General features: G+C 45.1%; 10 protein-coding genes. 8 read left to right on the plus strand and 2 right to left on the minus strand.

Features of this window, described 5'->3' with window-relative positions:
- Positions 1-55 precede the first annotated feature (55 nt).
- Entirely contained in the window at positions 56-1,072 is a 1,017-nt protein-coding gene (locus TSUB_RS03885; RefSeq protein ID WP_087024296.1) for an FAD:protein FMN transferase, read from the plus strand.
- A gap of 11 nt (positions 1,073-1,083) precedes the next feature.
- Complete coding sequence (gene nqrM, locus TSUB_RS03890) at positions 1,084-1,305, plus strand: (Na+)-NQR maturation NqrM (RefSeq protein WP_087024294.1); 222 nt, start codon at positions 1,084-1,086, stop codon at positions 1,303-1,305.
- Positions 1,306-1,360: 55 nt separating this feature from the next.
- Here the strand turns inward: nqrM and TSUB_RS03895 are convergent, their stop codons facing one another.
- Positions 1,361-2,572 carry a response regulator gene (locus TSUB_RS03895; protein WP_087024292.1) on the minus strand — a complete coding sequence of 404 codons (1,212 nt, stop codon included), beginning with the start codon at positions 2,570-2,572 and terminating at the stop codon, positions 1,361-1,363.
- A 122-nt stretch (positions 2,573-2,694) separates the two neighbouring features.
- On the opposite strand from TSUB_RS03895, the gene dinB reads away from it, so the two are divergent.
- Positions 2,695-3,774: a DNA polymerase IV gene (dinB, locus tag TSUB_RS03900; protein WP_087024290.1), complete on the plus strand. Its 1,080-nt coding sequence runs from the start codon at positions 2,695-2,697 to the stop codon at positions 3,772-3,774.
- Positions 3,775-4,008: 234 nt separating this feature from the next.
- Entirely contained in the window at positions 4,009-5,211 is a 1,203-nt protein-coding gene (locus tag TSUB_RS03905; RefSeq protein WP_087024288.1) for an EAL domain-containing response regulator, read from the plus strand.
- Positions 5,212-5,251: 40 nt separating this feature from the next.
- Here the strand turns inward: TSUB_RS03905 and TSUB_RS03910 are convergent, their stop codons facing one another.
- Complete coding sequence (locus TSUB_RS03910) at positions 5,252-6,712, minus strand: aminoacyl-histidine dipeptidase (RefSeq protein WP_087024287.1); 1,461 nt, start codon at positions 6,710-6,712, stop codon at positions 5,252-5,254.
- A 1,463-nt stretch (positions 6,713-8,175) separates the two neighbouring features.
- Between TSUB_RS03910 and TSUB_RS03915 the strand changes: the two genes are divergently transcribed.
- The 4 genes from TSUB_RS03915 to crl all read left to right on the plus strand — a co-directional run bounded on the left by TSUB_RS03915 (position 8,176) and on the right by crl (position 11,922).
- The gene (locus TSUB_RS03915; RefSeq protein WP_087024927.1) at positions 8,176-9,465 is read left to right on the plus strand and encodes an NCS2 family permease; all 1,290 of its coding nucleotides are present in this window, start codon (positions 8,176-8,178) and stop codon (positions 9,463-9,465) included.
- Positions 9,466-9,528: 63 nt separating this feature from the next.
- Entirely contained in the window at positions 9,529-9,990 is a 462-nt protein-coding gene (gpt, locus tag TSUB_RS03920) for a xanthine phosphoribosyltransferase (RefSeq protein ID WP_087024929.1), read from the plus strand.
- Positions 9,991-10,139: 149 nt separating this feature from the next.
- Positions 10,140-11,396 carry an esterase FrsA gene (gene frsA, locus TSUB_RS03925; protein WP_246616398.1) on the plus strand — a complete coding sequence of 419 codons (1,257 nt, stop codon included), beginning with the start codon at positions 10,140-10,142 and terminating at the stop codon, positions 11,394-11,396.
- Between the two features lie 124 nt (positions 11,397-11,520).
- Complete coding sequence (gene crl, locus TSUB_RS03930; protein WP_087024931.1) at positions 11,521-11,922, plus strand: sigma factor-binding protein Crl; 402 nt, start codon at positions 11,521-11,523, stop codon at positions 11,920-11,922.
- Positions 11,923-12,007: the final 85 nt, after the last annotated feature.

The following is a 12,007-nucleotide window of genomic DNA, read 5'->3' on the forward strand; positions in this document are numbered from 1 at the left end:
AAGGTAGTGGCTGATCGTTTCGACGATCAGCCTTTTTCTCATTTAGGGTGAGCAAATGCTGACTAAGCTGTTCAAATCATTAACTCTTGTTTTGACAACGATTTTTATTGTTGCTTGTAGCGATAACAAAGCAGCAATGGTTCAGATAGACGGAAAAACGATGGGAACTTACTACGTCGTGAAGTTTATCGAACAGGATGATTTACCAAATAATAAAGCCATTAAAGCGGGCATCGATGACGTGCTTGAGCTCGTTAATGATCAGATGTCGACTTACCGTCCAGATTCTGAGTTGAGTCAATTTAACCAGCATCGTGGTGCTGAAGGCTTTGCTGTTTCTGATGCGACCGCGAAAGTGGTGACGGAAGCGATTCGCATTAATGCGGTGACTGAAGGCGCGCTAGATGTGACGGTAGGACCGTTAGTGAACCTATGGGGTTTTGGTCCAGAAGCGAAGCCTGAGAAGGTGCCATCGACAGAGGAAATTGCTGCACGACGTGCTGTGACGGGGATTGAAAAATTACACGTTGATGGCAATGAGTTGCACAAATCAATTCCTGAGCTTTACGTGGACCTCTCGTCCATTGCAAAAGGCTATGGTGTTGACAAAGTGGCCGATTACTTGACGTCATTGGGCATTGATAATTTCCTCGTTGAGATTGGTGGTGAACTGCGAGTTAAAGGGTTGAATTCTGAAGGTATCGGTTGGCGAATCGCAATTGAAAAGCCAGTTGAAGAAGGCCGTACGGTGCAAGAAATTGTTAGCCTTGGCGACAACTCCATTGCAACCTCTGGTGATTACCGAAACTATCATGAGTTTGAAGGCGTACGCTATTCACACATGATTGATCCTCAAACCGCTAAGCCGATCGACCATCGTCTGGTTTCTGTGACCGTGATTCATCCATCCAATATGACGGCAGATGCGTTGTCGACAGGCTTAATGATTGTTGGGCCAGAAAAAGCGCAAGCGATCGCAGACAAGCACGGTCTTAACGTGTACTTAATTAGAAAAACTGACAATGGTTACGAAAGCTATATGTCAGAAGGCTTTAAGCCATTTGTGCAATAGTGAGGTGATGTATGGTGATGTTTCTCTCGACCTTTGGTGTTTTTTTGCTGGTGATTACCGCGATGGCTATCGGTTATATCATCCAGAAAAAAACCATCAGTGGTAGCTGTGGTGGATTGGGTGCGGTAGGCATTGAGAAAGAGTGCGACTGTCCAGAGCCGTGTGACAAGCGAAAAGCGCGCGAAGCCAAAGCGGCGATAAAAGCGCAGTGGGAAAAAGATCGTATCTTATAAATGAAAGCCGGCCATTGAGCCGGCTTTTTAGTGTCAGCGGTTTTCGAATGGGCAGCTAGTCGTAGACGATGCGGTTTCTGCCCGTCTCTTTTGCTGTATAAAGATGGTTATCAGCCACTTTTAGCAAACTATCTACACATCCGTCACCAGTCGCGATGCCGATACTCAGCGTGAACTGGATTTCTTTGTCACCATAATTGACCACACTTTCTTGAATGGTTTCTCTAAACAACTCTAAGCGCTGCTTAAACTCAGCAAGGTTTTGGGTCGAACAGATAGCAAACTCTTCTCCACCAAACCGCGCAACCACATCTTGGGGGAAGTGTTTTTTCAGCAACTTCGAAACATAAATCAGCACCATATCGCCACCATCATGACCATAGGTATCATTGATGGATTTGAAGAAGTCGATATCCATCATCGCAATATGGTAGCCGCTTGCTTCTTCCGCATGGGTGAAAAAGTAGCGTCGGTTCCAAAGGTTAGTTAATGCATCTTGATTGGCTAACTTATAGAGCTCAGACGTGGCTTCTTTGATATCGAGCAGCTGATGTATTCGACAGTAAAACTCTTCTGGGTTAAAGGGTTTGTAGAGGAAGTCATTGGCACCCGCTTTAATGAATCGAGCGGTCATGGTTTTGTCGTTGCTACCTGATAATCCCAGAATGATCATGCTGCTGCGATCGTGTTGTTGACGAATTTCCCAAGTGAGGGCTATGCCATCTTTGCCGGGCATATCATGGTCGGTAATGACAAAATCGATATCTTTTTCCCGTGCCAACACATTAAGGGCTTGCTGGCCGTTTTCTGCCGTTAGGCAAGTCAGGTATTGGCGATTCAGAAGCGCTTCGAGATGTGAGCGAACGGTGCGTGAATCATCTACGACTAATACTTTGTGCTGGCGGTTAGCACTGAGTCGACGAAGTAATACGGGTAAGTAGGATATTGAGGCTGGGCTATCTTTAAGAATGTAATCAATGACGCCTTTGCCAAGCACGCGGTCACGGATGGTTGAATCCATGTTCGCGGTCAGCACAATTGACTTGATCTCATAACTTAAAACAAGGTCAATGATCTCGCCATCCTGAGCATCTGGTAAACAATAGTCGAGCACCGCGCACAGGTAATCATCGTGCTCTTGGAGCAATCGTTTGACTTCCGCATAGGACTCACAAAGTACTGGGACAAAGCCTGCATCAATCAGTTGATTTTCTAGCAGTTTTCGAAATGCACGGCTGTCCTCTACAACAAGCACTTTATCAAGCACTTAAAGACCTCAACAATTAACAATTAAGTAGCTTAATAGTAGATTGTGAATAGATGGTTATCAATTTATTCCTGCAGTAAATCTGAATTGACTTTGAGACAGAACTGTAATTATATACAGCTATGTGCAATTCTGATCTCTACCCTTCATCAAAAAAAATCATCCATATTGATATGGATTGCTTTTTTGCTGCCGTCGAAATGCGCGATAACCCAGCTTATCGTGAGGTACCGCTTGCGATTGGTGGCCCATCCGATCGGCGTGGCGTGCTAAGTACGTGTAATTATCAAGCACGCCGTTTTGGTGTGCGCTCTGCGATGCCGACGGGACAGGCGATGAAGCTCTGTCCTGATCTTGTCGTTGTGCCAGGGAGGATGGAGGTTTATCGACAAGTCTCTAAGCAAATTCGTGCGATATTCGAACGCTATACCGACAAAATAGAGCCTCTCTCTTTAGATGAAGCCTATTTAGACGTGACTGACTCTGGGTTATATAGTGGTTCAGCGACACTCATTGCCAAAGCTATCCGAGAGAATATTTATGATGAGCTAGCGCTTACCGCGTCCGCAGGTGTTGCGCCAGTGAAGTTCATCGCCAAGATTGCCTCTGATCTCAATAAACCTAACGGAATGTATATCGTGACACCGGAGGAAGTCGGGGCATTTGTCGAGAGGCTGGCGCTGAGCAAAATTCCCGGTGTGGGTAAGGTGACGATTAGAAAGCTACATGCAATGGGATTGCGATGTGGTGCCGATGTGCAAGAGTATGGGCGTGACAATCTGGTCATGCAGTTGGGTAAATTTGGTGAATCCCTGTGGGAGCGAGCACACGGTATCGATACTCGCGATGTTGTCACCGTTAGGGATCCTAAATCGGTCGGCATCGAACGTACGTTTTCTAAGAACATTTGTTCGTTTGATGAGTGCTGGGCATTCATCGAGGGGCATTTTGCGGAGTTGGAGCGTCGCTTGGCCCCAAAATTGGTTGATAGAACCATCACTAAACTTGGAGTAAAGATGAAGTTTGCCGACTTTCAGCAAACGACGGTAGAGCATCACTACACGCAGCTAGAGCTGGAGCCTTTTCGACACCTCTTGTCTCAAGCAATCGCGCGGCAACACCAACGGGAAATTCGCCTACTGGGTATTTTTGCGGGCCTGAAGCCGAAAGCGGATGCTGAGCAATTGATGCTGTCGTTATAGAATAATGTCGTACGCTCAACACCTTCTTTATTTCGTTTTTGCACAGCAAATGAAACTCAACTAGTCTCATAAAAAGGGATAGCATCTAGGCTCCCAACGCTGTGTTGTTTCAACTTTAGTCCTCCTTCTGGTTATATTGACTAGAAAAGTGAAATCAGCGGCTGCTAGTTGGCTGAGTGATGTGCGAGTAAGCACATTTACTTCGGTAAGAATTTCACTGTGGTAGATTGACTCATGAATGATGGCAAATGGATCGTTGTAATCGATGACTCGAAGTCTGTGCTAATGCATATCAAAGCGTTACTCACAGAGCTTGGCTTTCAATATGTTGTAACCTCTGATTCCCCTTCTAAATCAATGAATGCCATCTCTCGGAGCCCTGAAAAATACGCGGCTGTGCTGACCGATTTACATATGCCCCAAATGGATGGCATGCAGGTGATTCGCTTCTTAGGGGAAATTGGCTACCAAGGTGGCGTTGGCATTATTTCAGGTATTGATGAGCGTATTGTTTCGCTTGCCTGTGAAATTGCTAAAAAACATAAAACAGCCTTGCTGGGTAGCATCAGTAAGCCGGTGGCTGTGGATGATTTGCGCCGCATGATGAACAAGCTTGATCAGTTCAAGCAGCTTAATTTTTCTAATTATCGAAAAATCAGTGAAGCTGAACTTATTGAGCATATCTGCAACAAAGAAGTGGTGCCATATTACCAACCAAAGCTCGATGTCTTAACGAACAGAGTGAAAGGTGTTGAAGTCTTGGCGCGGATCGTGAAACCGGGGTGTCCAGATGCCATTTTACCGGGGTGTTTTATTCCAGTAGCAAATAGCCATAACTTGATGGATTTGCTGACCATGCAGCTTATCGAAAAAACGGTACAAGATTACCGTGAACTCAGTGACTTGTTTGGGTATGATTTTAAAATCAGTTTTAACTTATGCCCCACGCAACTGACTGATTTGAGTTTTCCGAAGCGTTTAAAGGTGTTGCTCGATTCAAATACCATTCCCACTAGCTCGATTGTGCTTGAAATAACGGAAGAGTTTGCACTGAAAAGCACAGAACAATTGGAATCGTTAAATCGTTTACGAATGGCTGGCTATGGGCTTTCTATGGATGATTACGGTACGGGTTTCACTAACTTACAGCAATTGCGCAGTTTGCCGTTCAGTGAGATTAAAATTGATCGCTCTTTGATTGTTGATATCGATAAGGATGGTTTCTCGCAATTGGTGGTGAAATCAGTGGCGGAGATCGCCGAAGAGATCAATGCAGATCTTGTCGCGGAAGGTATCGAACATATTGGTGAGTTGGACTATCTTTCCAATCACTATGAGCGTTTGTCTTTGCAAGGGTTTTTGATGTGTACGCCGAAACCTTTGGAGAGTTTAAAACTCTGGTATAAGAGCTGGCAAGCCAATGTTGCCAGCGCTTGAGGGGATTAGCATGGACTCAATCAGCATGAGTCGATCACTATTACTGCTTAACCGGAATCGCCTTTAGAATAGCAATCATCTGCTCCCAGAATAGGCCAACGGAGGCTATCTCTACCTTCTCATCAGGAGAGTGAGGGAATTTGATCGTTGGTCCAAATGAAATCATGTCCATGTCAGGGTATGGCTTTTTGAACAAACCGCACTCTAAGCCTGCATGAATAACCATGATATTAGGGAGGCGTCCATAGATACCTTCATAGGTTTCACGGAACAGTGCCATGATTTCTGAATCAGGGTTTGGCTTCCAGCCTGGGTAGGCACCACTAAAGCTGATTTCTGCATCGGAAAGTTGTGCGGTCGCTTTGAGCAGGCTTTCGACATGCTCTCGGCCAGCATCAATGAGAGAGCGCACCAAGCAGAGGATGTTGACTTTTCCTTCTTCTACAGAGATAACACCGACATTCAGTGAGGTTTCAACAACACCTTGAATGTCATCACTCATGCGAATCACGCCATTCGGACAAGCATGAAGTGCGGCGATGAAGCGCTGTTGAAGGGCCGGCGTCCAAACTTGTTCCGTCGCTTCTACTTCTTCAAGCAAGCAAACCAGTGACGTTTCCACTTTACCTAAGGTCTCTTGCCAAGTTGATTCGTATTGCTTCACGAGATGGTGAAGTTGCTCTACATTCGCTTGTGGTAATGCCATGGTGACCTTGGCTTCACGAGGAATGGCATTACGCAACGTCCCGCCCTTAAAGTCGATGAGTTTAATATCGAGTGCTGGGCCATTTTCAAACAGGAAGTGTGCCAGCAGTTTGTTGGCGTTGGCGCGTCCTGTATGGATATCGCACCCAGAGTGACCCCCTTTCAGACCTTTAACGGTTAAGGTTAAAAATGCTTGGTCAGCAGGCGCGGATTCGGTTTCATGTACGAAACTGAGTTCGGCATCAATGCCTCCGGCACATCCCATGTAAATTTCGCCTTCTTGCTCTGAATCCGTGTTGAGAAGGACGTCGCCTTCTAGCCAACCCGCTTCGAGACCAAATGCGCCATCCATGCCGGCTTCTTCGTTCATGGTCAGCAGGACTTCGAGTGGGCCGTGTTCAATATCATCAGAAAAGGCGACAGCAAGACAAGCGGCCATACCCATGCCATTGTCCGCGCCTAACGTTGTCCCTTTGGCGGTTACCCAGTCGCCATCGACATAAGCTTGAATTGGGTCTTGGGTAAAGTCATGGTCAGTGCCTTCATTTTTTTGTGGCACCATATCTAAGTGTGCTTGAAGGACAACACCACGGCGGTTCTCCATACCTGCGGTAGCGGCTTTCTTGATAATAATGTTGCCGACTTTATCGCGGCGTACCTCAAGACCTTTCTCTTTGGCTTGCTCAACAATGTAGTGGGCAAGTTGCTCTTCATGATAGGACGGATGAGGGATGCTGCAGATTTTATCGAAGTAATGCCAGATGATTTGCGGTGTTAGTTGGCTGATCTCAGACACGGTATTTTCCTTTTAGCCTGTGAATGGGCAATGAATGTCCAGAATAATTGTTTGCCTATAAGTTTCGTTTTAGAACAAAATTACAACAAAATTTTTATGTGCCAAGTTTACCACTGTTGGTGAGGGAGGGGTAGCGCTTCTGTTCTGCGTTTGGATATGCATACGGATTAGTTTTGTCCTTGGTGTTTTTGGTAATTTAATTACATTTTGTGCAGGGTTATTATTTATTGACGGAATAATCATGATGATAAAACACGTTTTTGTGAACTTGATCATTTTTTGGTTGTAATTTAATTACGGTGTGGGTATAGTGCACAGACTTGTTAAAGATAAGCTCTTTTGTTCAGGATGAACCCGAAAAACCATCGCCTCCATGGAACCGAGTAGTACGACTTGTCGATGAATTGTTAACGCGCTTCGATAACTGAAACCGCTAGCGTAAAGATAGGTGATGATATGCAAACAATGACGCTTAAAACTGTATGGCACGCGACTAACTACACCAATAACTTTAAGTACCCACAGCCAATCAGTTCGCCAATTCGTTAAATTGGCCTAAACTTTTCCCCCTTTTGTTATTCTATTGCGATGTTTGAATAACTTTTTCTGACACCGGCCTATGTTTGCCGGTGTTTTTTTATCTTTATACTCAAACCACCTCAAGATGCAGGATTCAGAAGCGGCCTAGCGCGTCGAGTTCAAGGCAAAGGTGTGAAGGAATGGCTTTCCCTTTCAAACACCTTTAACGCAGAAATCGGGGCGCTAGTCGCTTCCCGAAGGGCGAGTTTTCTAGGCTCGCCACCGTCGTTACTGTTTTTTGATTTAGTCCACTAGATCTTCAAAACAGTGCCTTGTTGACAAGCCTAGAAACTCTCGCTGAACAAGCATCTTGAGGTGGTTTGAGTATACTCGTCCTCCCTTCTTACGCCAATGTGCATCTTCCCTAAAGGAAGTCCCTTGAGTAAATGCCCCCTTGTAAAGGAGAGAAATGCCAACTGGCATTTACGGCTCTGTGACTTAGCAGGATTACTTGTAAATTAAATGCATATCAAGATGTTTTACTATTATGTTGAAGGTGAAAACGGTTTCTTGCGTTATTTACTAAAGTGACAACATTTGATCGCAAATAATGCCGTATCTACTGCCTCTATTTCACTCATGTATTCGATTACATAGATTATTTGGCCAGTTAATGCGAATAATTTTCTAGATAAAGTGCCTTGAATATTAGGTCTATGAAAAAGTGATTTGCTTTTAATTTACTGTATTTTAAAGATTTTGTTTTTATTAATGTTGACGCAAACGTTTGCCTTTAATTAATTGAGTAAAGAGTCGATAAACTGGAAATCTTCTTATCTTGAGAATATAATCTCGGCCAATTTTTAAAAGGCACGCAAACGTTTTCCACAAACGATTGCGTGCTTGTTTGATAGCAGTTTAATTTCATATTGGATGATAGGTCGATGCTAGAGCAACTATTTAAACTTAAGGAACACGGTACGACTGTACGTACCGAGATCTTAGCCGGGGTGACAACCTTCCTCACCATGGCATATATCATTTTTGTTAACCCAAGCATGTTGTCTGCAACTGGCATGGACCATGGCGCAGTGTTTGTTGCGACCTGTCTTGCAGCCGCTGTTGGCTGTATTGTGATGGGTCTAGCGGCAAACTACCCCGTTGCGCAAGCGCCAGGTATGGGCCTGAATGCCTTCTTTACTTATGGCGTTGTTTTGGGAATGGGGCATACATGGCAAGTCGCACTCGCCGCGGTCTTCCTTTCTGGTATCTGCTTTATCATCCTCAGTGTTTTAAAAGTACGCGAGTGGCTTATTAACGCGATTCCGCTTTCTATGCGCACCGGTATCTCAGCGGGTATCGGTCTGTTTTTGGCTTTCATTGCCCTTCAGAACTCTGGCATTGTTGTTGACAACCCTGCGACGTTAGTGGGTTTGGGTGACATGAAAGCGTGGGGCGCTATCATGGCGGCTCTGAGCTTCTTCTTGACGATTGCGTTAGTGGTTCGTGGCGTGAAAGGTGGCGTGATGATTGCCATTCTCGCGGTAACTGCGATTAGTGTCTTGTTTGGTTATCAAGAGTACGCTGGCATTGTCTCTTTACCACCAAGTGTTGCGCCAACCTTCATGCAACTTGATTTTGCTGGTGCGTTTGAAGTTGGTATTGTGTCTATTGTTTTTGCTTTCCTCTTTGTCGACCTTTTCGATACTGCGGGTACGCTCGTCGGCGTTGCGCAAAAAGCGGATCTTGTTGATGAAAAAGGTAACATTCCTCGCCTTAACCGCGCGCTGTTAGCAGACAGTTCTGCGACTTCTATTGGTGCTCTGTTTGGTACCTCAAACACCACGTCATACATTGAGAGTGTCTCTGGTGTTGCTGTTGGTGGTCGTACTGGTCTTACCGCGGTAACCGTGGGTGTGCTGTTTATTCTGTCACTTTTCTTTGCGCCACTAGCAGGCATGATCCCAGCTTACGCAACAGCAGGTGCGCTGTTCTATGTCGCTATTTTGATGATGTCAGGTTTGGTGAGTATTGACTGGCGTGATCTCACTGAAGCCGCACCTGTGATGGTCACTTGCTTGCTAATTCCACTGACTTACTCTATTGCTGATGGTATCGGTTTAGGTTTCATCGCTTATGCTCTGATTAAGCTACTAAGTGGTAAAGGCCGTGATGTGAATATCAGTGTGTGGATCATTGCAGCATTGTTTGCAGCTAAACTGGCTTTCTCATAGTTGGTTCTTTATTATTAGCCAAATTTTTCGCCGATATTACCTATCGCTTTTGAGGTTGTAGTTATGAGTAATAAATTCGTGATCACTTGGGACAACATGCAAGTGTACACCCGCCAATTAGCAGAAAAGCAACTTCCTGCTGATCAATGGAAAGGTATCATTGCGGTAAGCCGTGGTGGTTTGGTTCCTGCGGCGATCTTAGCCCGTGAACTCGGTATTCGTTATGTCGATACCGTGTGTATCTCAAGTTATGATCACGATCACCAGCGCGATATGAAAGTGTTGAAGCAAGCAGAAGGTGATGGTGAAGGCTTCCTTGTCGTCGATGATCTTGTGGATACCGGTGGTACTGCAGAAGTCATTCGCAATATGTACCCGAAGGCAAAGTTCATTACTGTATGTGCTAAGCCAGCAGGTAAGCACTTGGTGGACGAGTATGTTGTTGACATTCCACAAGATACTTGGATTGAACAACCTTGGGATATGGGTATCAGCTACGTAGAGCCTGTGAGCAAGCGCAGCTAATTGATAAAACACAATCTAAGTTTGCAAGCCCTCACCTACTTTAGGTGGGGGCTTTTTTGTAACATCACTTTTCAAGCAACGGCAAAATCGCCTATAGTGCTTTGACCGTTATCGATTTTATTCTTTTTATTTCTCGCCGAGTTCTAATTATGCCTACGAGTAACCTGTCTGAAGTGCTGTTTAAGCCCACTAAATCGAAGAAAGAGACGTCGACAATTATTCGTGTAGAGGGTGCGCCAGATACCCCGTGTCATGAGTCGACTAGCCATGATGATGGGCGCGGATTTTATCGGGTATTGAAGCGACCACTTTGGGCATGGGAAGGGGTTGACCCGGTAGAAATGGAAGCGATTTTTGCTTCAATGTCTGCGTCTGAACACGAACGAAGTGATGAGCGTTTGATCGATACAGTGAAAGATTATCACCACGGTAACTGGAATTACGAGTGGGTGCAGCTTGGGATGCGTTATCAAAAAGAGGCGATGCACGCTGAGGAGCAAGCTGGATTTGATCCCGAGAAAGTCGCGTCACTCTGGTTAAGAGCAAGTACACATTACGGTATCGCAGCGTATCCGCACCTCCGTGGTGATGAGCTGGCAATGCAAGCGGATGTATTAGCGATGCAAGCCTACCGACATGCCATGTCCTTAATGCATCAAACAATTAAAACAATTGAGTTCAATTACAAGGGTAAAGCGGTTCAGGCTTATCTGCATTTGCCGCGCACTGATAAAGCGTTACCTACGGTGATCGCCAGTGGCGGGTTGGATACGCTTCAAACGGAACTTTGGAAAACCTATACCGATTACTTTGCGCCAGCCGAGATTGCAATGGTGACACTCGATATGCCATCAATGGGACATAGCCATAACTGCCCGTTTAATGAAGATACGAGTGTTTTACACATGACCCTGCTCGAAGAGTTACAAAAGGTCGCTTGGGTTGATCAAAATAATATCGCCACCTTTGGTACTCGAGTTGGTGCGAATGCCGCTATCAGACTCGCCTTCCTAGCGAGTAATAAGATTAAAGCCGCAGTCAGTTTAGGTGGCACCCTACACGATTTCTATACGGGGGGACATCGACTCGATACATTACCTCGGATGTATTTTGATGTGTTTGCCTCTCGTTTGGGTAAAACGACGATTCCAAAGTCAACGTTGGTGAGTCAGCTCTGTACTTTTTCATTGAAACAGCAAGGGTTATTAGGGCGACGCGCCTGTTCTGTGCCTATGTTAGGGGTAAGTTTGGAAGGGGATAGCTTCTGTCCGCCATCGGACAACCATCTGCTGGCTGCGTCTAGTCGTGATGGTAAAGCCATCATTTTGCCTGACTCACCATTGAATACGGGATACCATCGTTGTATGACGGCCGTTACTCAATGGTTACAAGAAAAATTGCGTTAACCACCAAACTTGACTAATACCACTTGCGCAACACATGGATATACGCATACTGAAATAGTATAAATACAACGTAGATAATCAATAACTGCTGTAATTTTGTGCTATTAAGCCTAAGGAAGGGAATATGACGACTCCAACACATGGGCGCTTGATGATTAAGTTGGCTGCGATTGGCCCTTATTTGCGCGACAAACGTAGTCAAAAAGAGCGCTATTTCTTTGACTCCCTAGTTAGCTGTGTCAATGCGAAGAAGCCACCCGAAGAGCGTGAGTTCTGGGGCTGGTGGTTAATTTTGGATACCAAGGATGAAAACTTTGTCGCGCAATATGGTTTCGGTCGTTATGACTTGAGTGGTGATTGGCAATCAGATCCGCTACCTAAAAATGTGGTTGAAGAGGTTGAAGCCAACTTGGCGGAGTTCGAAAAACTACTTTCAGCGGGAATGTTAGAACATTTTAACATTCAAATGCCAAAAGCAACGGAGGCTGACGAGAATAGATTGCAAGAATTAGCGATATCGAGCTAATTTTCGCTTAAACGCGGTATTTTCTTGTGATTTCTCGCTGGGATTGATAAAAGAAAGCTAGGTTTTCTTAATAATATTGATTCCA

The organism is Thaumasiovibrio subtropicus, assembly GCF_019703835.1.
GTDB classification, from domain to species: domain Bacteria; phylum Pseudomonadota; class Gammaproteobacteria; order Enterobacterales; family Vibrionaceae; genus Thaumasiovibrio; species Thaumasiovibrio subtropicus.

What these genes read in the sequence shown, in the direction of transcription:
- TSUB_RS03915 (WP_087024927.1), top strand. Translation starts at nt 8,176, where the DNA reads ATGCTAGAGCAACTATTTAAACTTAAGGAACACGGTACGACTGTACGT.
- dinB (WP_087024290.1), top strand. Translation starts at nt 2,695, where the DNA reads ATGTGCAATTCTGATCTCTACCCTTCATCAAAAAAAATCATCCATATT.
- TSUB_RS03905 (WP_087024288.1), top strand. Translation starts at nt 4,009, where the DNA reads ATGAATGATGGCAAATGGATCGTTGTAATCGATGACTCGAAGTCTGTG.
- nqrM (WP_087024294.1), top strand. Translation starts at nt 1,084, where the DNA reads ATGGTGATGTTTCTCTCGACCTTTGGTGTTTTTTTGCTGGTGATTACC.
- TSUB_RS03885 (WP_087024296.1), top strand. Translation starts at nt 56, where the DNA reads ATGCTGACTAAGCTGTTCAAATCATTAACTCTTGTTTTGACAACGATT.
- gpt (WP_087024929.1), top strand. Translation starts at nt 9,529, where the DNA reads ATGAGTAATAAATTCGTGATCACTTGGGACAACATGCAAGTGTACACC.
- crl (WP_087024931.1), top strand. Translation starts at nt 11,521, where the DNA reads ATGACGACTCCAACACATGGGCGCTTGATGATTAAGTTGGCTGCGATT.
- frsA (WP_246616398.1), top strand. Translation starts at nt 10,140, where the DNA reads ATGCCTACGAGTAACCTGTCTGAAGTGCTGTTTAAGCCCACTAAATCG.